The 21,699-nt window shown below is 71.0% G+C and carries 17 protein-coding genes; 5 read left to right on the forward strand and 12 right to left on the reverse strand.

Annotated features, from left to right (window positions below; all coding sequences use genetic code 11):
* Nucleotides 1–99: 99 nt before the first annotated feature.
* The 4 genes from BLR49_RS00915 (at nucleotide 100) to BLR49_RS13955 (ending at nucleotide 8,030) form a co-directional block, all read left to right on the forward strand.
* Nucleotides 100–2,025 carry an AMP-dependent synthetase/ligase gene (locus BLR49_RS00915; protein ID WP_092532033.1) on the forward strand — a complete coding sequence of 642 codons (1,926 nt, stop codon included), beginning with the start codon at nucleotides 100–102 and terminating at the stop codon, nucleotides 2,023–2,025.
* A gap of 158 nt (nucleotides 2,026–2,183) precedes the next feature.
* Nucleotides 2,184–4,067 (forward strand): AMP-dependent synthetase/ligase, encoded by a 1,884-nt coding sequence (locus tag BLR49_RS00920; RefSeq protein WP_092532036.1) that lies wholly within the window; start codon nucleotides 2,184–2,186, stop codon nucleotides 4,065–4,067.
* Nucleotides 4,064–5,989, forward strand: a complete 1,926-nt coding sequence (locus BLR49_RS00925; protein ID WP_092532039.1) for an AMP-dependent synthetase/ligase — start codon at nucleotides 4,064–4,066, stop codon at nucleotides 5,987–5,989. Before BLR49_RS00920 ends, BLR49_RS00925 begins: the two co-directional genes overlap by 4 nt.
* Nucleotides 5,990–6,431: 442 nt before the next feature.
* Nucleotides 6,432–8,030, forward strand: a complete 1,599-nt coding sequence (locus BLR49_RS13955; protein ID WP_092532042.1) for a hypothetical protein — start codon at nucleotides 6,432–6,434, stop codon at nucleotides 8,028–8,030.
* A gap of 30 nt (nucleotides 8,031–8,060) precedes the next feature.
* On the opposite strand, the gene BLR49_RS00935 is transcribed toward BLR49_RS13955, so the two are convergent.
* From BLR49_RS00935 to BLR49_RS00980, 10 genes are all read right to left on the reverse strand, one after another.
* Nucleotides 8,061–8,369: a chorismate mutase gene (locus tag BLR49_RS00935; RefSeq protein ID WP_092532045.1), complete on the reverse strand. Its 309-nt coding sequence runs from the start codon at nucleotides 8,367–8,369 to the stop codon at nucleotides 8,061–8,063.
* Nucleotides 8,366–9,658 carry an ATP-dependent Clp protease ATP-binding subunit ClpX gene (clpX, locus tag BLR49_RS00940; RefSeq protein WP_092532048.1) on the reverse strand — a complete coding sequence of 431 codons (1,293 nt, stop codon included), beginning with the start codon at nucleotides 9,656–9,658 and terminating at the stop codon, nucleotides 8,366–8,368. Before clpX ends, BLR49_RS00935 begins: the two co-directional genes overlap by 4 nt.
* Before the next feature lie 135 nt (nucleotides 9,659–9,793).
* Nucleotides 9,794–10,765, reverse strand: coding sequence for a diaminopimelate epimerase (locus tag BLR49_RS00945; protein WP_092532051.1), 972 nt, complete (start codon nucleotides 10,763–10,765; stop codon nucleotides 9,794–9,796).
* A gap of 34 nt (nucleotides 10,766–10,799) precedes the next feature.
* The gene (gene miaA / locus BLR49_RS00950; RefSeq protein ID WP_245690271.1) at nucleotides 10,800–11,762 is read right to left on the reverse strand and encodes a tRNA (adenosine(37)-N6)-dimethylallyltransferase MiaA; all 963 of its coding nucleotides are present in this window, start codon (nucleotides 11,760–11,762) and stop codon (nucleotides 10,800–10,802) included.
* A gap of 116 nt (nucleotides 11,763–11,878) precedes the next feature.
* Nucleotides 11,879–12,577, reverse strand: coding sequence for a type III secretion system chaperone family protein (locus BLR49_RS00955; protein ID WP_245690273.1), 699 nt, complete (start codon nucleotides 12,575–12,577; stop codon nucleotides 11,879–11,881).
* Complete coding sequence (locus BLR49_RS00960; protein ID WP_092532054.1) at nucleotides 12,574–13,047, reverse strand: type III secretion system chaperone family protein; 474 nt, start codon at nucleotides 13,045–13,047, stop codon at nucleotides 12,574–12,576. Before BLR49_RS00960 ends, BLR49_RS00955 begins: the two co-directional genes overlap by 4 nt.
* 211 nt (nucleotides 13,048–13,258) lie before the next feature.
* Nucleotides 13,259–13,642, reverse strand: a complete 384-nt coding sequence (locus tag BLR49_RS00965; RefSeq protein ID WP_092532057.1) for a GntR family transcriptional regulator — start codon at nucleotides 13,640–13,642, stop codon at nucleotides 13,259–13,261.
* Nucleotides 13,636–14,586, reverse strand: coding sequence for a hypothetical protein (locus tag BLR49_RS00970; protein ID WP_092532060.1), 951 nt, complete (start codon nucleotides 14,584–14,586; stop codon nucleotides 13,636–13,638). Before BLR49_RS00970 ends, BLR49_RS00965 begins: the two co-directional genes overlap by 7 nt.
* Nucleotides 14,587–14,736: 150 nt before the next feature.
* The gene (gene miaB / locus BLR49_RS00975) at nucleotides 14,737–16,416 is read right to left on the reverse strand and encodes a tRNA (N6-isopentenyl adenosine(37)-C2)-methylthiotransferase MiaB (protein ID WP_092532063.1); all 1,680 of its coding nucleotides are present in this window, start codon (nucleotides 16,414–16,416) and stop codon (nucleotides 14,737–14,739) included.
* A 102-nt stretch (nucleotides 16,417–16,518) separates the two neighbouring features.
* The gene (locus BLR49_RS00980) at nucleotides 16,519–18,021 is read right to left on the reverse strand and encodes an NAD(P)/FAD-dependent oxidoreductase (protein ID WP_092532066.1); all 1,503 of its coding nucleotides are present in this window, start codon (nucleotides 18,019–18,021) and stop codon (nucleotides 16,519–16,521) included.
* Nucleotides 18,022–18,247: 226 nt separating this feature from the next.
* Between BLR49_RS00980 and BLR49_RS00985 the strand changes: the two genes are divergently transcribed.
* Complete coding sequence (locus tag BLR49_RS00985; protein ID WP_092532069.1) at nucleotides 18,248–19,540, forward strand: hypothetical protein; 1,293 nt, start codon at nucleotides 18,248–18,250, stop codon at nucleotides 19,538–19,540.
* 465 nt (nucleotides 19,541–20,005) lie between these two features.
* Here the strand turns inward: BLR49_RS00985 and BLR49_RS00990 are convergent, their stop codons facing one another.
* Together BLR49_RS00990 and recA are read right to left on the reverse strand one after the other, a co-directional pair.
* Nucleotides 20,006–20,497 (reverse strand): regulatory protein RecX, encoded by a 492-nt coding sequence (locus BLR49_RS00990; RefSeq protein ID WP_092532072.1) that lies wholly within the window; start codon nucleotides 20,495–20,497, stop codon nucleotides 20,006–20,008.
* Nucleotides 20,497–21,699, reverse strand: coding sequence for a recombinase RecA (gene recA / locus BLR49_RS00995; protein WP_092532075.1), 1,203 nt, complete (start codon nucleotides 21,697–21,699; stop codon nucleotides 20,497–20,499). The genes BLR49_RS00990 and recA overlap by 1 nt, the downstream gene beginning before the upstream one ends.

A 21,699-nucleotide genomic window follows, 5' to 3' on the forward strand; every position in this document is an offset into this window, starting at 1 on the left:
GTCCCAGCGGTCACGCGGTATGGTGAGCACGGCATCACCAGGGCCGGGGCGCACGAGTCCCGCACCGTCGCGCAGCGCCGACCCAGGAAGAGGAGCACCATGACCTCCAACTCCGCGGACTCCGCGGCGTCCCATCCCGAGGCGGCACCGCCCGCAACCAACTGCCCGGAGGCCGCCTCGGCCGATGAGCGGCCGGTGGGCGCCCTTGAATGGCAGGCCCCCACCCTCATCCGCATCGATGAGCACACCACCATCCCCTCGCTGTTGCAGGCGCGGGTGCGACGCTCCGCCGCGCGGCCGCTGCTCGCCCGCAAGCAGGAGATCGGCGAGGCCTGGCATACCATCACCGCGCAGGAGTTCTACGACGACGTCCGTTCCATCGCCGCCGGCCTGATCGGCATGGGGCTGCAGCCGGGCGCGCGGGTGGCCATCATGTCGCGCACCCGGTACGAGTGGACGCTGCTGGACTTCGCCTGCTGGACGGCGGCGCTGGTGCCCGTACCCATCTACGAGACCAGCTCGGCCGAGCAGATCGCCTACGTGCTCGCCGATGCCGAGGCCCGCCTGGCGGTCACCGAGTCGATCACCACCGCGGAGCTGGTGCGCGCCGCCGCGGCCTCGCTGGAACAGACCGGCATGGAGGTGCTGTCCCTGGACACCGGCGCGCTGCACACGATCAGCGAGGCCGGCCGAGACGTGCCGCGCGAGCAGGTGGAGGCACGCGCCGACTCCCTGACGACCGCGTCCATCGCCACCATCGTGTACACCTCGGGCACCACCGGCTCCCCCAAGGGAACGGTCCTGTCTCACGGGAACTTCACCGACCTGTGCTCCAACGCGCACCTGTGGATGCCGGAGATCGGCATGGGCCGCGACTCGCGGCTGCTGCTGTTCCTGCCGCTGGCGCACGTCTTCGCCCGCTTCCTGGAGGTCTTCCAGATCTCCGGGGAGGGCATCATGGGGCACGTGCCCGACACCAAGAATCTGCTGTCGGACCTGGCCTCCTTCCGCCCCTCCTACCTGCTGGTGGTGCCCCGGGTGCTGGAGAAGATATACAACTCGGCCGATGCCCGCGCCGGCAACGGCGGCGCCCGGCGGATCTTCCGCTGGGCGGCGAAGGTCGCCGTCGACTACTCCCGGGCGCTGGACACCCCGGCCGGGCCCTCCCACCGCCTGCGCGCGCAGCGGGCCGCCGCCGACCGGCTGGTGTACCGGCGCATCCGCGCCCTGGTGGGTGACAATGCCGACTGGATCATCTCCGGCGGCGCGCCGCTGTCCCCGCGCCTGGCCCACTTCTACCGGGGCCTGGGCATCCCCGTCCTGGAGGGGTACGGGCTGACCGAGACGGTCGGCCCGATCGCGGTCAACACGCCGCGGCTGTCCAAGATCGGCACCGTCGGCCCGCCGCTGCCGCCGATGGCGGTACGCATCTCCGCCGACGGGGAGATCCTGCTCAGGGGACCGTCCGTCTTCCAGGGCTACCACCGCGACCCGGCTGCGACGGCGGCCGCATTCACCGAGGACGGCTGGTTCCGCACCGGGGATCTGGGCTCGCTGGACCGGGACGGCTACGTGACCATAACCGGTCGTGCCAAGGACGTCATCGTCACCGCCGGCGGCAAGAACGTCTCCCCGGCGCCGCTGGAGGACGCGCTGCGCGGCCACCCGCTGATCAGCCAGGTGGTGGTGGTCGGCGAGCAGCGCCCGTTCGTGTCCGCGCTGATCACACTCGACGCCGAGATGCTGCCGTCATGGCTGCGTATGCACGGCCTGGAGCCGATGCCCGTGGCCGAGGCCGCCGCCCACCCGCAGGTGCTGGCGGCCCTGAACCGGGCGGTGCAGCGCGCCAACCGGCACGTGTCTCGCGCCGAGTCCATCCGCGAGATCCGGGTGCTGACGGTCGACTTCACGGAGGCCAACGGTCTGCTCACCCCGTCGTTGAAGGTGCGTCGCAGCGTGGCCTTGCAGCGCTTCGCGGCCGACGTCGATGCCATCTACGGCGGGCCGGCCGGCGTACGGTCTTGACTCGGCCGAGGACGCCTCCATGCCGTGAGCAATCACGGCCCCACATGCCGGTTGGAGAAATCCTCCAACGCCCCTTGCCGGTTTCGTCGCTCCGATCCGCGCACAACCGGCCCCCTACCTGAAAGAATAACGCAGTGGCCCCACATTCCTCAGCCCCCATGTCCACCGGCGTCGCCTCCGAGGCGGGCAGCCCCGCCGCCGTTGACGGCATCGCCGTCAGCCCCCTGATCAAGGAGCCGGAGCCGACCTGGACCGTGCCGTGGCTGCTGGCGGACCGGATTGCGCGTACCCCCTACGCCACCCTGATCGAGCGCAAGGCGCAGCTGGGCAACTCGTGGGTGAAGGTCACGGCGCACGCCTTCGGCGAGGATGTCGCCAGGGTCGCCTCCGGGCTGATCGGCATGGGGCTTCAGGCCGGGCAGTCGGTGGCCATCATGGCCCGCACCTCGTATGAGTGGACGCTGCTGGACATGGCCATCGCCCGCGCCGGCCTGGTCTCGGTGCCCATCTATGAGACGGACTCCGCCGAGCAGGTGGAGTGGATCCTTGCCGACGCCGACGTCCGCCTGGTGGTTACCGAGAGCGCGGTGCTGGCGGAGCTGGTGCGTGGCGCCGCCGCCGCATACGCCGCCGTCCGCCCCGGTGCGGCCGTGAAGGTGCTGTCCCTGGACCATGACGCCATCGCCACGATCATTGGGGCCGGGCAGGGCGTGCCGCTGGAGCAGGTGGACGCCCGCTCGGAGGCCCTGACCTGTGACGACGTCTACTCGATCATCTACACCTCCGGCACCACCGGCCGCCCCAAGGGCGTGGAGATCACCCACCGGCAGGCCGCCGGCCTGGGCTGGAACGGTGTGCGGTGGATCCCGGAGCTGCTCAACTCCCCCGACACGCGGCTGCTGCTGTTCCTGCCGCTGGCCCACGCCTATGCCCGGTTCCTGCAGCTGCTGGCCATCGCCGGCAACGGCGTGCTCGGCCACACCCCCGACGTCAAGACGCTGCTGCCCGATCTTAAGGGCTTCGCCCCCTCCTACGTGCTGGCGGTGCCGCGCGTGATGGAGAAGATCTACAACGCCGCCGACGCCAAGGCCGGCTCCGGTGCCAAGCTGCGGACCTTCCGCTGGGCGGCGAAGGTGGCGATCGCCTACTCCCGCGCCCTGGACACCGACGCGGGCCCGTCCCGACAGCTGCGGGCGGCCCATGCGGTGGCCGACCGACTCGTCTACCGCACCATCCGCTCCCTGCTGGGTCCCAACGCCCGCTACGCCATCTCCGGCGGCGGCCCGCTCGGCGAGCGGCTGGGCCACTTCTACCGGGGCATCGGCCTGATCATCCTGGAGGGATACGGGCTCACCGAGACGATCGGCCCCACCGCCGTCAACCTGGACATCCACAACAAGATCGGCACCGTGGGCCCGCCCGTGTGCGGCAACCGGGTGCGCGTCGGGGAGGACGGCGAGCTCGAGGTCACCGGCCTGGGCGTGTTCTCCCGCTACCACAACAACCCCGAGGCGACCGCCGCGGCCTTCACCGACGACGGCTGGTTCCGCACCGGGGACATCGGCTCGATCGACGCCGACGGCTGGGTGCGGATCACCGGTCGCAAGAAGGAGCTGATCGTCACCGCCGGCGGCAAGAACGTCTCCCCCAACATCCTGGAGGACCGGCTGCGCGGGCACCCGCTGGTCAGCCAGGTGCTGGTGATCGGCGACGGCGAGCCCTTCATCTCCGCCCTGGTCACCCTGGACAAGGAGATGCTGCCGCAGTGGCTGGTCAACCACAACCTGCCCGAGATGGACGTCATCGCGGCCTCCACCCACCCGCAGGTGCTGGCCGCCCTCGACCGGGCGGTGGCACGCACCAACCGGGCGGTCTCCCGCGCCGAGTCGATCCGCACCTACCGGGTACTCACCTCCGACTTCACCGAGGCCAACGGCCTGCTGACCCCCTCCCTGAAGGTCAAGCGCAACCTGGTGATGGAGACCTACGCGGAGGTCATCGCCGAGATCTACTCCACCACGAAGAAGGGGCCGCAGGAATGAGTGAGGAAACCGCATACGCCGCGGCGGGCGCGCCCGCCGACGTCACCGCCCCGAAGGAGTGCTCCACCCCGCTGCTGGTGCCGCTGCACGCCGCCATGACGGCGCCGTGGGCGCTGGCCGAGCGGGTGCGCACCAACCCCCGCGGTCCGCTGATCGCCCGCAAGTCCTCCGTGGGCGGCCGCTGGCGCGACATGTCCGCACAGGCCTTCCGCGACCAGGTGCGCGAGGTCGCGGCCGGCCTGATCGCCGTCGGCCTGCAGCCGGGGGACGCGCTCGGCATCATGGCCCACACCTGCTACGAGTGGACGCTGCTGGACTTCGCCGCCTGGGAGGCCGGCCTCGTCGTCGTCCCCATCTACGAGACCTCCTCCGCGGAGCAGGCCCGCTGGATCCTCACCGACGCGGCCGTGCGGCTGGTGGTTGTCGAGGACCAGCCCATGGAGACCATGCTGAGCGCACTCGCCGCTGAGGATCCGGTCCTGGCCGACCTGCGGGTGCTGAGTCTGGCCCGGGAGGCGGTCACCGAGCTCATCACCGTCGGCAAAGAGGTACGGCCCGCCGAACTGGACGCCCGCACCGCCCGCATGACCAGCACGGACCTGGCCACCATCGTCTACACGTCCGGCACCACGGGCCGCCCCAAGGGCGCCGAGCTCACCCACGGCAACCTCGTCCATCTGTGCGTCAACGCCTGTGCCCACGTCCCAGAGGTGCTGGAGGCGCCCGGGACGCGCACGCTGCTGTTCCTGCCGCTGGCGCACGTGCTGGGCCGGTTCGTGCAGATGGCGGTGGTGTGCTCCTCGGCCGGCGTGCTGGGACACGCCCCCAACGTGAAGAACCTGGTCACCGACCTGGCCTCCTTCCGCCCCACCTTCGTGCCGGCGGTGCCGCGCGTGTTCGAGAAGATCTACAACGCGGCCGATGCCCGGGCCACCGGCGCCAAGCAGAAGGTGTTCCGCCTGGCCGCGAAGACGGCCATCGCCTACTCGCGGGCCCTGGACACCCCGGCCGGGCCGAGCCGCGGCCTGCGCGCCCAGCGAGCCGCCTTCGACCGGCTGGTGTTCTCCACCCTGCGCAGTCTGCTGGGTGGCCATGTCACCCATGTCATCTCCGGCGGCGGTCCCCTGGGTGAGCGGCTGGGCCACTTCTACCGCGGCGCCGGGGTGACGGTGCTGGAGGGGTACGGGCTCACGGAGACCTCCGCGCCCTGCACGGTCAATCTGCCCGACGCCGTCCGCATCGGCTCGGTGGGCCTGCCGCTTCCGGGCACCGCCGTCCGCCTGGACGACGACGGCGAGGTGCTGATCAGCGGCATCGGCGTATTCCGCGGCTATCACAACAACCCCGAGGCGACGGCGGAGGCCTTCGTGACGCTGCCCGACGCCGCCGCGGAGCCGGGCTCAGCGGCCGCGAGCGCCCCGGAGGCGGCCGGCACCAGGTGGCTGCGCAGCGGCGACATCGGCTCCCTGGACGCCGACGGCTTCCTGCACATCACCGGCCGCAAGAAGGAGCTGATCGTCACCGCGGGCGGCAAGAACGTGGCTCCCGCCGTGCTGGAGGACCGGCTGCGCGGACACCCGCTGGTCAGCCAGGTGCTCGTGGTCGGCGAGAACCGGCCGTGCATCGGGGCCCTGGTCACGCTGGACGCGGAGATGCTGCCGCTGTGGCTGTCCAGCCACGGCCTGCCGGACATGGACCCGATCGACGCCGCCCGGGACCCGCGCGTGCGCGCCGCCCTGGAGCGGGCGGTGGCCCGCGCCAACGAGGCGGTCTCCCGGGCGGAGTCCATCCGCACCTTCACGGTGCTGCCGGGCGACTTCACCGAGGCCAACGGCCTGCTCACCCCCTCGCTGAAGATGCGCCGCGCCGAGGCCACCAAGCGCTTCGCCAAGGAGATCGACGAGCTGTACACGCGGGTGTAACGGCCCCCGCCTCACCGGGACCGGTGCTCACGCACCAAGACCGGTCGAGACGACGGCCGGGCGCCGTCTTGCAGCCCCTCCCGCTTGGGATATGTGTAGCCGGTTGCCGTCGGCAGGGTTCGGGCGGGGCGCCGATTGACGGTTTACGACCTTGGGGTACGTTCCACGACCCCGGGGTGGTCGTGGAACGTACCCCAAGGTCGTGATTTGACGTCAGCCGGCACCAACGGTTGGGCACTTCTTGCGACGGTTCGGCAGGCACACGCGAACCGTCGGGGCTGGACCCGGTGCCCGATGCCGGAGGTGGGCCTGACACCGGGTGCCGCGGGGTGGGCACGCCACCGAGTAACACCGGAGACGGACCGCTGCCGCCTTCGCCGACGACGAGCCCGCCTGGCCCGGGCAGCCGCCGGAGCGCTGCTTCCGCTCCGGGGACCTGGGCGTGATCGACTCCGAGGGACTGTTGCACATCACCGGCCACAAGAAGGAGCTCATTGTGACAGCAGGCGGGAAGAACGGCTCGCCCGCCATCCTGGAAGACCGGCTGGGCCGGCCCCCTCTCATCAACCAGGTGCCGGTGGTTGGCGACGGGCTCCCCTGCATATGCGCCCTGATCCCGCTCACCACCGACATGCGACGGGCCGGCTGTAAGCTTCGCCCCGTGAGTCCCGTCCCTCCCCCGCACCAGTCCGAGTCCAGCACCGATCCCTACGCCGCGCCTCAGCCCACGCCCCAGAGCCAGGGAGCGGTCGGCTACTCTCCGGAACCGCCCGCGCCCGCAGGGCCGCCGGCCAAGAAGAACCGTATGCCGCTGATCATCGGGGCGGTCCTGGGCGTCATCGTCCTGGTGGCCGCCGGCGTCGGCATCGGTGCGCTGCTGCGTTCCCGTAATTCGGATGGCACCGCCCCGTCCGCCGTTTCCGCCGATTGGGCGGAGGGCTCGCACCAGACCTGGTCCCTGGACTTGGAGACGGGCTCCTACGTTCGGGGCAGCGGCAGCCAACTCGCCGTCGCCTCCCCCACCGATTCGCCGGGGGTGTGGAGCGTTGCCGCCTACGACACCGCCGACGGCGCCCCGCAGGAGCAGTGGAACGTTGAGGTGGAAGTAGACACCGATGAGTTTCGCTTCGAGTATTGGGGCGACTACCTCGTCGTCGGCGGCACCCTGCTGAAGACGTCCGACGGCGGCGCCTACACCGCCCCGTGGGACTCCCGTCACGCCCCGGAGTTTCTGGACGACTACGCCTTGCTGTGCACATACGACGGCACCTGCGCCAGTTGGGCCGCCGACGACCCGAGCACCGCCCTGTGGGAACAGCAAATAGACGAGCCCGAAAACATCTTCGCCGACCAGCCCGCAGCATACCCGGACCCGTCCCGCGTCTATCAGGACGACCAGGTCGCCTACGTGAGCGTCTCCCCCAGCAAGGCGGTGGACCTCGCCACCGGCGATGTCATCGACTTCGACCTCGGTGACACGTACGGCCTAGGTGCTCTTGCCGACGGCTGGGTCAAGGTTGACCACGACACTGGGCGCTACACGCTGCTTTCTCCAACCGGAAAGGAGAGGGACAGCTTCGAGGCCGCCGCTGATGAGAACCCGCTGGGGGCCGCGCGCCTGTTCGACGCCCCGAACGCCACCGCCGAGCAGATCACGAAGCTCGCGAGGGACGGTGACCTCAGCTGGGCGCGCGCCCAGGTCAGGACCGATGAGGACGCCGAGACCTGCACGGTGGCCTTCCTCGTAGACGGGACCGAGCTTGACACCACGCAGGAGGACTGGGGCTGCAGCTTCGACTACACGCCGTACCTGCTGATCTCGGATGACGACTCACTGGTCATGCTCACCGACTCCTCCCCCATGCAGGCGGCGTCGACGGTATCGCTACGTGGCATGTGGACCATCGCGGACGGGAAGCTGATCAGCCTGGACGGGTACGACTTCGGTGCGGACCAGTTCTATCTGTTCGGCTCAGAACTGATAGTCGCCTACGACCCGAACAGCGGGGAGCTGACGGCCTTCGCACCCGGCGCGGAGTGAGCCGCCAAAGGGCGGCATCACCCTCGAGGACTATTCGGACAACTCGTCGCGGATGGCCTCGTGGTGGCGGATGACCTCGGCCACGATGAAGGTGAAGAACTTCTCCGCGAACACCGGATCCAGGCCCGCCTCCTCCGCGAGCGCCCGCAGCCGGGCCACCTGCTGCTCCTCGCGGGCCGGGTCCGAGGGCGGCAGGTGCAGGTCCGCCTTGAGCCGGCCCACCTGCCGGGTGCAGCGGAAGCGCTCGGCGAGCAGGTGGATGAGGGCGGCGTCGAGGTTGTCGATGGTGGCGCGGTAGGCGGCCAGCTGCGGCGGGACCTGGGGCGCGGGATCGCTCATGCGGTGCGGGTCCTGCCCTTGGAGGTGGCCGACAGGGTGCCGCTGCCGCGCTCGTAGCGGGGGGCGCCCGTGCCGCGCACGGCGTCGGCGTCGACGACGACGCGCCCCACCTCCGGCATGGAGGGGACCTCGAACATGGCCTGCCCGAGCACCTCCTCCACAATGCTGGTCAGCCCGCGAGCGCCGGTCTTGCGCTCCAGGGCGAGGGTGGCGATTGCCCGGATGGCCTCGTCGGTCAGCTCCAGTTCCACCCCGTCCAGGCTGAACAGGTACTTGTACTGGGAGACCAGGGCGTTCTTCGGCTCGGTCATCACCCGCACCAGCTCCGGCACGCCCAGGTCATGCACCGTGGCGATGACCGGCAGCCGGCCGATGAACTCTGGGATCAGGCCGAATTTGTGCAGGTCCTCCGGGCGCACCGGGGTGGCGAACACGTCCTCGCCCTGATCCTTGGCGAGGGTGGCGCCGAAGCCGACGACCTGCGCCCCGGCCTCACGACGGCGGCGCTGGCGGACGATCTCCTCGATGCCGGAGAAGGCGCCGGCGGCGATGAACAGGATGTTCGTGGTGTCGATCTCCAGGAACTCCTGATGGGGGTGCTTGCGGCCGCCCCCCGGCGGCACGGAGGCGGTGGTGCCCTCGATGATCTTCAGCAGGGCCTGCTGCACGCCCTCCCCGGACACGTCACGGGTGATCGACGGGTTCTCAGCCTTGCGGCCGATCTTGTCGATCTCGTCGATGTAGATGATGCCCTTCTCAGCGCGCTTGACGTCGCCGTCGGCGGCCTGGATGAGCTTGAGCAGGATGTTCTCCACGTCCTCGCCCACGTAGCCGGCCTCGGTCAGGGCGGTGGCGTCGACGATGGCGAAGGGGACGTCGAGCAGCCGGGCGAGGGTACGGGCCAGGTGGGTCTTGCCGGTGCCGGTGGGCCCCAGCAGCAGGATGTTGGACTTGCCCAGTTCCAGGTCATCGCCCTCGGCGACGGCGCGCTCGCGCATCTGCACGCGCTTGTAGTGGTTGTACACGGCCACGCTCATGGCGCGTTTGGCTTCCTCCTGGCCAATGACGTACTGGTTCAGGAAGTCGAAGATCTCCTGCGGCTTGGGCAGTTCGAGGGGGACGCCGGAGCCGGATGCGCCCAGTTCCTCGTCGATGATCTCGTTGCACAGCTCAATGCACTCGTCGCAGATGTAGACGCCGGGTCCGGCGATGAGCTTCTTGACCTGCTTCTGACTCTTGCCGCAGAAGGAGCACTTGAGAAGGTCGACGCTCTCAGCGCTGCGTGCCACCTGGATTCCCTCCCGTTTTCGGGTGCGTCCGCCAGCTGCGGACACCGTCCCAGCCTACGGGGAGCGGGCGGTTACGGCTATAGTCATAGGGCCGGTGTGTTGACACCAATCCTGTCGGCAAAGGCGGGCGGGCACTCAGGCAAGGGTCGTCCGCCCGACCAGTTCCACCGGCCCGGTCAGCACCAGCGCCGTCTCCTCCACCAGGGGCTCGGCGCCCACGTGCACACCGACCTGGCCGGTAGTCAGGGTCAGCAGGTAGTCCGCGGGTGCCCCGTCCCCGGTCCACTCGCGCAGGGCGACCGCTGCCGCGCCGCAGCCCTCAGCGCTGTTGTGGGGCGTGCCTGTTCCCGCGGCCAGCACCCGCACTCGGGCCAGGCCCACACGCCTACCGGTGTCCGGGTCGACGTCCTCCCCCAGTGGCACCACCAGCTCCAGGGTCGGGACCACGTTCGGTGCAGGCGTGTAGGCGACTGCCTCGCCGGCATCCACTGCGCACTGGTCAACGGCGTCCAGCTCAGCCTCCTCGGACAGGGCGACGACGGCATGCCGACCGGACAGGTCCAGGCTGAGCGCCGCCCGCTCCCCCTCCAGGCCGGGGATGCGCACCGCAGTGTCCCAGCCCTCGGCTGCCGGGTCTGCAGCCGGGTCGTTCACGGCGGCCAGGCGGGCGGGTCCGGTATCCACGGCCCACAGCGGGCCGAGGCGGGTGATGGTGCGGGCGCCGCCGCGGGTGCCGACAGTGACCGAGTCGCCGTCGGCCAGGGGCATCAGCCCCTCGGCGTCCAGGACGGCCGCCAGCAGGCGGCAGGCGTCGCCGTAGGCCGCCGCAGTGCCGGCGGCCGGGGTGCCGGCGGCCGAGTAGTAATCCAGGAACCATTCCGCCTCGGGGACGGCGGCGCGGAAGGCCTCGGTGCCGGGCAGGGCCGCGGTGCGCACCACCCGCACCAGTCCGTCGGCCCCCAGACCGGTGTGCCGGTCGCAGACGGCGGCCACGTCGGGGGCGGAGACGGCGACCTCACACTCGGGGTCGACGAGCAGGAGCAGGTCGTTGCCGGTCGCGTAGCCCTTGATGAGCGCACGGCCCGACAGGCCGGGGGCAATGGTCATGGGCACACCATATTGCCCAAATCGCCTGAACCGCCTAATCGCTTTGCCGGGACTGTCGCCGTCCGGCCGGGCCATCCTGATCGGCCGCTCGCACGAGCCGTGCCGCCTGGGCGACCACGCGCTCGCGCTCCCCGGGGGCCCAGGTGCCAGCGGCGGCGGTGACGTCCAGCCAGTGGACGCGCGGATCGCGGCGGAACCACTTGATCTGCCGGGAGGCGAGCTTGCGGGTGGCGGCGGCGGTGGCGGAAACAGCCTCCGACATGGACATACGTCCCTCGAGGACGGCGATGGCCTGGGCATAGCCGATGGCACGCGGGGCGGTAGGCCCCTCCCGCAGTCCGGCCGCCAGCAGCGATTCGGTCTCCTCCAGCAGCCCGGAGGCGAACATGGCCTCCGCGCGGGCGTCAATGCGGGCGTCCAGGACGGCACGGTCCCAGCGCAGCGCCAGGTGGACGGTGGGGACCAGGTCCGCGTAGCGGGGCAGGGAGGCGGAGAAGGGCCGACCGGTGAGCCGCACCACCTCCAGTGCCCGCACAATGCGGCGAGTGTTCGCAGGCTCGATGCGCTCGGCCGCGACCGGGTCTACCCGCTGCAGTTCCTGCCACAGCGCTGCGGCACCCTCACGGCGGGCGCGGTCCTCCAGGGCGGCCCGCACGTCGGGGTCGGTGCCGGGGAAGTCGAGGGCGTCGGTTACGGCACGCACGTACAGGCCGGAGCCGCCCACGATGACGGGCCGGTTGCCACGGGCGGTGATGGACCGCAGGTCGGCGCGGGCGTGGGTCTGGTAGGAGGCGACGTTGGCCTCTTGCCGCACATCCAGCACGTCGAGCTGGTGGTGGGGGTAGCCGCGCCGCTCGGCGGCGGTCAGTTTGGCGGTGCCGATGTCCATGCCGCGGTAGAGCTGGAAGGCATCCGCGTTGACCATCTCGGCACGGCCGCCCAGCGCGTCGGCCAGGTCCAGGGCGAGCGCGGACTTGCCGGTGGCGGTGGGCCCCACTACGGCCACTTGTACCGGCGGGTGGGGGAGGTCGTCGGCGGGCGGCCCGAGTGGCTCCGTCTGCGCCCGCGGCAGGTCTTCCCGGAGGCTGGGGTCCGGGACCCGATGCTGCGCGCTCACAGGTCGGGCAGCAGGGGTCGGACCTGGCTGAGCGCCTGGGTACAGGCCGACAGGGCGGTATCCAGGTGCAGGCGCAGCTGTGCATCGGTGATGCCCGGCTGCATCCCCACCAGGTAAGTGGCACGCACCAGTGGGCCGGCCGGGGTGTCCACCAGGGCTACGGTCGGGAAGTACTTGTCACGGTTCCAGTCGTTGACGGATGCGGCCAACTCGTCACGATCCCCCACCGCGGCCGGCTTGTCCCAGTCGCCGGAGACGAGCAGCCAGTCCGCGTGCCCCTCGGGGATCTCGATGACAAAGGGGAAGCCGTCCCAGGTGCCCAGCAGGCAGACGTGCTCCTCCTCGCGGTGGCGGCGCACCCCGTAGCCCATGGGACCGGTCAGCATGGCCTCAATCCGCTCCAGCGTCAGTGGGGCCGTTGTCTCGCCGTCGGGGCGGGCCGTTGCGGCGCGGCGGGCGGTGTCCCGTGCACCCGAGTCCGCCGCAGTTGAGGCGGTCATGGATCGCTCGGGATAGTCGATGTCGAAATCGGACAGCTCCACCGGCCGCGGCCGCCGCAGCCTACGACCGGCTTGCCGCGAGCCGTGCCGGCCGTCGGCTGAGCTGTCTTGCCCGGCCGGGACGCGCTGGTCCCAGGACTTGGCGAACAGCCGGGCGATGAAGTCCGTCCACCGCCGGCCCGGACGGCGGCTCACGGTTCCAGCCTTCCGCGAATCGGGTCGGGGAACACGTTCTCCGCCTCCCGCATGAGGGCGACGATCAGCCGGCAGCCGGTGAAGATGAAGTCCTCCAGCTGCGCATCGGTCATGCCGGCGGCAAGCGGGTAGGTGACCTCGCCGTGCAGGCGCACCACTCCGCCGTCGGCAATGGTCAGGTAGGCCTTGGGGCCGATGCGGGTGGCGTTCCAGTCCTCCACCAACCGGCGCAACTCGGCCAAGTGCTCGGTGTCGGCAATGCGGTGCCAAACACCGCGCAGCTGCAGGGCGCGGTCGCCCTGGAAGATGGCGTGAACGGTGACGTAACGCCAGGGGATGCCGATATCGCCCTCGTCGTCGAGGAAGAAGCGCAGGCCCAGGCGGCGCACGCAGTCCATGACGCGATCCACGTCGACGGGCGCCGGGGTGGCGGGAGCGTCGGCGGCGCTTGCGGGTCCGGGCTGCGGCATGCCTCCAGCCTAACCGGCGAGTCGAGTGTTTCCCACGCGCCTTTGCTGACGATGAGCTGAGCACCGTCCTTCCCCACCCACCCAAGCAGTCAGGCAGCGGTGGCGGCGTCGGCGGCCTGCGCGGCAATGGCGTCGACGGTGTCGTTGAAGACGGCCGAGGCCTTGGAGGTGCCGGTCGAGGCGTGGCCCGCGAAGGAGACGTCGGTCGAAGTTACGTCCCCAGGTCCGCCGATGGCCGAGGATCGTGCAGCAGGCAGTCCTGCACAGCTGCCACGATCTGCTCGTCAGTGAGCCCGAGTCCACGCATACCGGTGACGCAGTAGGCCGCCAGCTCAGCGGCGCTGCGCCCGCCCGCGGGCGCGAGCGGTGCGACGATCGTGCCGGTGCGCCGGTTGGTGCGGACCAGGCCGGCCTGCTCGAGCTCTCGGTAGGCTCGGGCGACGGTCCCCGGAGCGACCCCGAGGTCCGCCGCGAGCCGACGTACCGAGGGCAGTCTCGCCCCGACGTCGAGGTCCCCCGCAACGATCTGCGCCCTCAACTGGTCCCGGATCTGCTCGAAGGGGGGCGTCTGATCGGAGGCGTCGACGGTCAGCACGCCCGGCCCCCCTGCGCCGACGCCGAGAGGTCATGGTCGCGCCACAGCCCCAGGGAGGGGTTGCGCACTCGCCGCCCACGCCGCCACGGCACGAGGATCACCGCCCAGCACACGAGCCCCACGAGCAGGGCGGCAAGCCCCAGGAGCGCGGTCAGCTCCATCCCCCGGGCGCGCACCTCCGGGGCGATCAGCCAGGTGGCGGAGGTCCCGAGGACAACCAGGGTCGCCAGGAGACCGGTGCCGACGACCACGTCAAGCACTCCCCTGACGGCGCCCGAGCGCAGTGCATCATCCCAGGCTAGCTCGAGGTCGCTGTGGGCTCGCTGGGGACGATCGGCCAGGACCACTGCGAGCCGCAGGCAGAGGATCTCCGCCACGCCCACGCACACCCCTGCGGCGATGACTGCCGCGGGCACCAGCCACCCGCCGTCCGGGCGCAGCGGGGTCAGCGCCCACACCCCCAGGGCGGCGATGCAGGCGATGGCGGTGGCCAGGACCGACAGGAGCGCCGCACGACGGTCCCAGCGATCGCAGTACTCCCTCCAGGTCGTGGCCCGGGCGCGCGCCACCCGGGGTGCGGTGGGGAGGGGATCGGCCACCTCCCGCATAAGGCCGACGATCGCGCCGGTCGCATGTCCAAGCGCAGTCGCCAGGAGCGTGATCAGCGGCACGACGTGGGCGGCACCGACCGCCTGCGCCGCCACGGCCATCGCGACGCCCGCCGCCCAGCCGCCCCAGCCCCAGGCGATGGCGGCACGCGACCGCAGACGCAGGCGCGAGAGCACCTGCTGCCGAAGGTCGGGCGGCAGCGCGAGCCCCTGTCCGGCTAGGTAGTCCTCGGTGCGTTGATCCCGGCCAGAGCCGGGGCCGTCCCGGAGCGCGCTCGCGGCGGGCAGCTGGAATACGACGGCGGCGACGAGCACCCATATGACGAATGCCGACATCTCGACCTCCTACTCGGTGTATCAATACACTCAGTGTGTCAGTACACCGCGAGCGCGTCAACTCCCGCAGGCCCGCCCATCAACTCAAGCCGCGCACGGTGCGCGCTCTCAAGGCATCACCATTCCTGGTCGTGAAGCGGCGCAGGCGGCCTAGCGCGTCCCGTGCGCCCCGGGACGGATCGTCGGCATGCCGATGGCCACGGGCGCCGCGTCCGGCTCGAGCTCCGCGCGGGCCTCGCGGCGCCGCCGCTCCCAGGCGTCCCCGGCCCGGGTGCGCCGCACCTCGAACAGGGCGGGGCCGTCGTCCAGCCAGATGCGGTCCCCGGCGCTTAGCCCCGCACCATCCGCAAGCGTCCCGCCAGCTCCGGCACCGCAGCGGGCAGAGTCGGCAATGAGGTTGTGGGGGGCGCCGTGCGTAACGCGTACGGTGAGCATGTCCCCGGGCCGCGGAGCCCCGGCGGCGTAGTCATCCGCCGCCAGTCCCACGGGCAGGGCGGCATGCACCAGGCGGTTGTCATCGGCGCGCCCGGAGATGCGCGCCGTGGCCTGGTCGCGGCGCCCCTCGCCCTCGGCCACGAGGATCTCGACGACGCGTCCCTCCTGGCGCTCGTTCTCCTCCTGGGTGATACGGCGGACGAGCTCATCCAGCCGGGCGTAGCGCTCCTTGACCACCTCCGCGGGCACCTGGTCGGGCATGCCCGCAGCCGGGGTGCCCGGGCGCGGGGAGAACTCGAAGGTGAAGGCGGAGGCGAAGCGGGCCTGCTCGACTACGTCAAGGGTGGCCTGGAAGTCCGCCTCGGTCTCCCCGGGGAAGCCGACGATCAGGTCGGTGGTGATCGCGGCCTGCGGCATCCGGTCGCGCACGCGCTCGAGAATGCTCAAGAACCGCTTGGTGCGGTAGGAGCGCCGCATGGCCCGCAGGACCCGGTCCGCCCCGGACTGCAGCGGCATGTGCAGGCTGGGCATGACTGCGGGCGTCTCGGCCATGGCGTCAATGACGTCGTCGGTGAAGGCCGCCGGGTGGGGGCTGGTGAAGCGCACCCGCTCGATACCCTCCACCCTCCCGGCGGCGCGCAGCAGGCCGGCGAAGGCGCCGCGCTCGCCGAAGCCGACACCGTAGGAGTTGACGTTCTGCCCGAGCAGGGTGACCTCAATGGCACCCTGGGCAGCCACGGCCTGGATCTCGGCCAGGATGTCACCGGGGCGCCGGTCGCGCTGCTTGCCGCGCAGGGAGGGCACGATGCAGAAGGTACAGGTGTTGTTGCAGCCCACCGCGATGGACACCCAGGCGGCGTAGGGGGACTCGCGCCGAGTGGGCAGCGTGGAGGGGAAGACCTTCAGGGACTCCTCGATCTCCACGGCAGCTTCCCGGTTGTGGCGGGAGCGGTCCAGCAGTGCGGGCAGCACGTCGATGTTGTGGGTGCCGAAGACGACGTCGACCCACGGGGCCCGCTCGACGATCCCCTCCCCCATCTGCTGGGCCAGGCAGCCGGCCACGGCGATCTGCATGCCCGGGCGCTCCCGCTTGACGGCGGCGAGCTGGCCGAGGTTGCCGAACAGGCGCGTAGCGGCGTTCTCCCGCACGGAGCAGGTGTTGATGATGACGACATCCGCACCGCCGTCGCCGGCGGCCGTGGCGCGCGCCGCGACCTCGGGAACGTCCTCGGCGCGGCGGTAGCCTGCCTGCTCCAGCAGGCCGGCCATGTGCTCGGAGTCGTGGACGTTCATCTGGCAGCCAAGGGTGCGCACGTGGTAGGTGCGGGGCAGGCCCGCGCCCCGTGTCCGCTCGTTCGGGGATGCGATGCTGGTAGGCGTGGCGGTCGTAGTCATCGCGGGCAGTGTAGGCCCGTCGGGCACCCGGATCGACGTCCGGGCTGTGGACCTGGGGCGCACGGCGGGCACCCGGCCGCCCATTCCGGTGCGGCGGACGGCTCAGCGACGTCGCTGGGCGAGGCGGGCATCGTGCTCCGCGGCGGCGGCGAATGCCGCTCCCGGTGCGGCCACCGAGCCGAAGCTGGCCAGGTCGCGGCGGAAGACGACGGCGGCGAACCAGTCCATCATGATGCGCACCTTCCGGTTCAGGGTCGGCATGGCGTAGACGTGATAGCCGCGATGCGCGGTCCACGCCATGAATCCGCGCAGGTTGTGGCCCATAATGCGGGCCACTCCCTTGCCGATTCCCAGGGAGGCGACCGTGCCGAGGTTCTCGTGCCGGTAGGAGGACAGCTGCGGGCTCTCGCCGGACTCCGCCGTCAGCGCCGCAACCAGGTTGCCGGCCAGTACCTTCGCCTGCCGAACGGCGTGCTGCGCGGTGGGGGCGCAGGTGGCCTCCGGGTCGGCACTGGTCAGGTCCGGTACGGCGGCGCAGTCTCCGGCGGCCCAGGCGCCGTCCACGACGACGCCGTCACGAGCCACCTGCAGCGTGGGCCGGGCGGTGACGCGGCCGCGAGCATCAATCGGCAGGTCGGAGTCGGCCAGCACCGGCGCGGCCTTGACCCCGGCGGTCCACACGATGGTGTCGGCGTCGAACTCGCTGCCGTCGGACAGGACCACGTGCCCGTCCACGCAGGAGTTCAGGAAGGTGGACAGGCGCACGTCGATGTCACGCTCGCGCAGCTGCTGGAGGCCGTAGCCGGACAGCTCCTCGGTGAGCTCCGGCAGGATGCGCCGGGTGCCCTCCACCAGCACGAAGTGCACGTCCTCCTGCTCGATGCTGGGGATCTTGGCGACGGCGGCACGCGCCATGTCCTCCAGCTCGGCGATCGCCTCGACGCCGGCGAATCCGCCGCCCACGAACACGAAGGTGAGCAGGCGGCGGCGTCGGGCGTGGTCCCAGGTGGAGGCGGCGTCCTCGATGCGGGAGAGCACCCGGTTGCGCAGGGCAAGGGCCTCCTCCACCTGCTTGAAGCCGAGGGCCTGCTCGGCCAGCCCGGGGATGGGCAGGGTACGGGCCTCGGCGCCGAGGGCCAGCACCAGCTGGTCATAGGCGAGCGGGTACGGCTCGGGGGCCACTAGCGTGGACTCGGGCACCGGGGGCGTGATGGTGATGGTGCGGCCGGCGTGATCGATGCCGGCGACCGAGCCGGTGATGATGGTGATGCCGTCCAGGCTGCGCCGGTGTGGGGCCACGACGTGCCGGGGCTGGATGGAGCCGGCGGCCACCTCCGGGAGGAATGGCTGGTAGGTCATGTACGGCCGCGGGTCGACGACGGCGATCTCCACCTCGTCGGTGTTCAGCCGCCTCCGCAGCTCCCTGGCAGTGGTGAAGCCGACGTAGCCGCCCCCGGCTATGACCACGCGCGGCGGCCGGTGGCGGTCGGGGCCGACGGCGACGGCGGGCACGTGCGGGCGGGCCGGACGGGCGGAAAGGGCGAGCGCGGCGCCAGCAGCGGCGAGGCCCACGGTGCCCAGTGCGATGGCGACAGGACGTCTCATAGGAGAAATGTAAGGGTTGCCTTACGTAAGAGGGAAGCGGCGCCTGCGCCACCTCCCATGATTCGCCTCACATCCCCGCGCCGGCACGCCGCAGCCGACGCCAGCGAGAAGCCGCAGCGCCAGCCACCGCACCTGCACCGGGGCCCGTGTGCAGGCCTTGCCACGACAGGCGCGCTCCCACCTAGACTGGTCTTTGTCCCATTCCTTGACCCAAGGTTATAAAGAAATGCTGTTTCGTACCCTCCCCCGCCGCACGGCTGTGCTGCTCACCGCCGCCACCCTGGCCGCCGCAACCGCCTGCTCCTCCCCCACAGGGACGGACGCCGAGGCCTCCGCCGCCGCGTCGCCGAGTCGTTCCACCTACGGCACGCAGACCCCCCTGGTGGGCAACTCGAATTACGGGGCGATCGGCCTGACCGCCACCACCCTCAGCATCAAGGCCGAGGCGGGCACGGTGCGCACCGACGAGCTCGGCGTCACCTTCATCCAGCCGCGTGTTGACGAATCCGCGGACTTGACGGTCCGCCGCGCCCTGTGGGACGGCACCGAGGCTTGGTCGGCCACGGTTCCGGTACCCGATGGCGCCGCCGACATGCAGGCACAGTTGAGCCTGGACCCGGCGATCGGCGTCGTCTCGGTGTGGTTCTCCGGCCCGGACGCGCCGAGTGAGGACGGCGCCATCATCCTGAGGAACACCGACGCCATGGCGAATCAGGTCACCTGGCTGGACGTGGAGACCGGTAGGGCCGTCTCTGAGGATCTGATGGTCAGCGCCTTCGATCTTGCGGGGGCGTCTGTGCGCACGAATGAGGACTTCGTGGGCGCCATCGTCATGGAGGACGAGTCGACGACCTCCGGCGTGCTGCATGTCGACGCCGACCTCACCTTGGGCGGCTCGGCCTGGGGCGAACTGATCTCGGCTGAGGGCGATTTCCAATTGAGCGGCGTATCCCAGTGGAACAGCGTGCCTTTGTTCACGCTCGTCGACAAGAATGACGACAGCAACAACATCGTGCAGCTCGGCTCCACCGAGCTGCTGACCGCCGACAGTGACGCCATCCGGTACATCCCCGGCCCCACACACCTGGGGCTGAAGCACAACGAGGACCTGTGGCTCGTGGATGGGACCGGAGGCGTCACCACGGTGGACACCAGTGCCTGCGAGCTGGGCAACAACCACCTGTACCCGACAATCTCCGACACGGCCCTGTACACGGGCCTCGCCCGTGTATCACTCGCCGACCAGTCGGTGGAGTGCCTGGCAGATATCGCCCCCACCCCGGACGCCAAGATCGCCGGGGAGTTCTCCGACGGCGCCCTGCTGCTCACATCAGCTCTGTCCAACGCGCAGGTGCGCGGCACATGGCTGGTCCCGGCGGACCGCTCAGAGGCGGTGGAGCTGGACAGCCTCGGCCCGGTTGAGGTGCACGCGGACCACATCGTCAGCATCGTGGACGGCTCCGACAGCACGTTCGTAGACGTCTACGACTACCGCGATCTGCTGCCGGCGCAGCAGTGACGTCGACCGCCGAGCACCGCCGGGCAGGGCTAGGCGCCAGGGGGTAGGTCGTGTTGCGTGAGTCGTTCGTGGTGGTGGGGCGGTGCTGGTGCTGTGGGTGGTGGTCTGGTTGCGGATGGCGAGTTGGTCGCAGCTGGTGGCTGCGGGCCTGAGTTTGAGTGGGCTGCGTGTGCCCGTGGAGGACGCAGAGTCTCCTTCGGGAGCACGCTCACCGTTGGACCGCTTACGCCCCGTTGGACCGTTCACGCCCCGATGGACCGCTCACGCCCCGATGGACAGCTGTAACCGGCGGCTACGGCGGTCCAACGGGGGCACAGGGGTCCAACCGGCAGGCTCAACGGCCACGCGCACAGACACCCGGCCGCGCACCCCCGCCCAAGCTCCAACACAACCGGACCTAGGCGCCCCGGTCGGTACCGGGCAGGGCCGCAGCCTACGTGCGTCGTCGGCGGGGAAACGCCGGAGCTACTCCTCCGCCAGTGCCCGCTCGACGGCGTCGGCAGCAACGTCCGCCGAGTAGCCCTTGCGGCCCAGCGCCGCCAGGGCGCGGCGGCGGCGCACGGCCGGCTCCAGGCCGCGGCTGGCGGCCAGGCGCTTGCGGGCCAGGGCGAGGGCGGCCGCGGCCTCGTCCTCACCGTCGATCTGCTCCAGGGCCGTGCGGATGTGCCCCTCCCCCACCCCCTTGCGGCGCAGCTCGTCCGCGATGGCGCGCCGGGCGGCGCCCTTCTCCGCGAAGCGGGTGCGCGCCAGGCGGGCGGCGTAGGCGGCGTCGTCGATCACCCCGGCCGCCTCGAGGCGATCCAGGACCTCCTGGGCGACGGCGGGATCGGTCTGCTTGCGCTCCAGCAGCTGGGCCAGTGCCGCACGTGGAGCGGCACTGCGGTCGAGGCGGCGCAGGACGACGTCGCGCGCCGCCTCGACCTGCTCGGTGTGAGCGTCGGGAGTCAGCCAGGGCATCAGAAGCCGCCGGCGTCCTCACCGAACATGGCATCGGCCTCGTCCGCCGCGGACGCCTTCTTCTTACGCCCGCCGGGCTTGGAGGCCGAAGCCGCGGCGCCCTTCCCGGTGGAGGACGTCCCCTCCTTCGCCGCGGCCTGAGCGGCCGCCCTTTCCGCCGCCTCCTGCTCCGCAGCCTCCCGGGCCTGGCGTCCGGGCTCACCGATGCCGAGGGCGGCGAGGATCTTGTACTCGATCTCCTCGGCGAGCTCGGGGTTGTCCTTGAGGAAGGTGCGGGCGTTCTCCTTGCCCTGGCCGAGCTGGTCGGTGCCGTAGGTGAACCAGGCGCCGGACTTGCGCACAATGCCGTTCTCCACACCCAGGTCGAGGAGCCCGCCCTCGCGGGAGATGCCCTGGCCGTAGAGGATGTCGAACTCGGCCTGCTTGAAGGGCGGCGCCATCTTGTTCTTGACGACCTTGGCGCGGGTGCGGTTGCCGACGGGCTGGTCGCCGTCCTTGAGGGTCTGGATGCGGCGTACGTCGATGCGCACGGAGGCGTAGAACTTCAGGGCCTTGCCACCGGTGGTGGTCTCGGGGTTGCCGAAGAAGACGCCGATCTTCTCCCGCAGCTGGTTGATGAAGATGGCGGTGGTGCCGGTGGCGGACAGGGCGCCGGTGATCTTGCGCAGCGCCTGGCTCATCAGCCGCGCCTGCAGACCCACGTGAGAATCGCCCATCTCCCCCTCGATCTCGGCCTTGGGCACGAGGGCGGCGACGGAGTCGATGACGATGATGTCCAGCCCGCCGGAGCGGATGAGCATGTCCGCGATCTCCAGGGCCTGCTCGCCCGTGTCCGGCTGGGAGACCAGCAGGTTGTCGGTGTCTACGCCGAGGGCCTTGGCGTAGACCGGGTCCAGGGCGTGCTCGGCGTCGATGAAGGCGGCATTGCCGCCGGCCTTCTGGGCGTTGGCGACGGCGTGCAGCGCCACCGTGGTCTTGCCGGAGGACTCCGGGCCGTAGATCTCGACGACGCGGCCGCGGGGCAGGCCCCCAATGCCCAGGGCGACGTCGAGTGCGACGGACCCGGTGGGGATCACGGCCACGGGCGGCCGGGTGTCGTCGCCGAGGCGCATTACGGAGCCCTTGCCGAAGGACTTGTCGATCTGGGCGAGGGCGGTGGCCAGGGCCTTGGAGCGGTCCTGCGTCTGGGTTGCAGCGGGCAT

Origin of the sequence: Actinomyces ruminicola, assembly GCF_900103885.1 — a bacterium.
GTDB lineage: Bacteria > Actinomycetota > Actinomycetes > Actinomycetales > Actinomycetaceae > Actinomyces > Actinomyces ruminicola.

What these genes read in the sequence shown, in the direction of transcription:
- recA (WP_092532075.1), bottom strand. Translation starts at nt 21,699, where the DNA reads ATGCCCGCTGCAACCCAGACGCAGGACCGCTCCAAGGCCCTGGCCACC.
- BLR49_RS00935 (WP_092532045.1), bottom strand. Translation starts at nt 8,369, where the DNA reads ATGAGCGATCCCGCGCCCCAGGTCCCGCCGCAGCTGGCCGCCTACCGC.
- miaB (WP_092532063.1), bottom strand. Translation starts at nt 16,416, where the DNA reads ATGACTACGACCGCCACGCCTACCAGCATCGCATCCCCGAACGAGCGG.
- BLR49_RS00945 (WP_092532051.1), bottom strand. Translation starts at nt 10,765, where the DNA reads ATGACCATTGCCCCCGGCCTGTCGGGCCGTGCGCTCATCAAGGGCTAC.
- BLR49_RS00970 (WP_092532060.1), bottom strand. Translation starts at nt 14,586, where the DNA reads ATGTCGGCATTCGTCATATGGGTGCTCGTCGCCGCCGTCGTATTCCAG.
- BLR49_RS00915 (WP_092532033.1), top strand. Translation starts at nt 100, where the DNA reads ATGACCTCCAACTCCGCGGACTCCGCGGCGTCCCATCCCGAGGCGGCA.
- BLR49_RS00960 (WP_092532054.1), bottom strand. Translation starts at nt 13,047, where the DNA reads ATGCCGCAGCCCGGACCCGCAAGCGCCGCCGACGCTCCCGCCACCCCG.
- BLR49_RS00980 (WP_092532066.1), bottom strand. Translation starts at nt 18,021, where the DNA reads ATGAGACGTCCTGTCGCCATCGCACTGGGCACCGTGGGCCTCGCCGCT.
- BLR49_RS00985 (WP_092532069.1), top strand. Translation starts at nt 18,248, where the DNA reads ATGCTGTTTCGTACCCTCCCCCGCCGCACGGCTGTGCTGCTCACCGCC.
- BLR49_RS00990 (WP_092532072.1), bottom strand. Translation starts at nt 20,497, where the DNA reads ATGCCCTGGCTGACTCCCGACGCTCACACCGAGCAGGTCGAGGCGGCG.
- BLR49_RS00920 (WP_092532036.1), top strand. Translation starts at nt 2,184, where the DNA reads ATGTCCACCGGCGTCGCCTCCGAGGCGGGCAGCCCCGCCGCCGTTGAC.
- BLR49_RS00925 (WP_092532039.1), top strand. Translation starts at nt 4,064, where the DNA reads ATGAGTGAGGAAACCGCATACGCCGCGGCGGGCGCGCCCGCCGACGTC.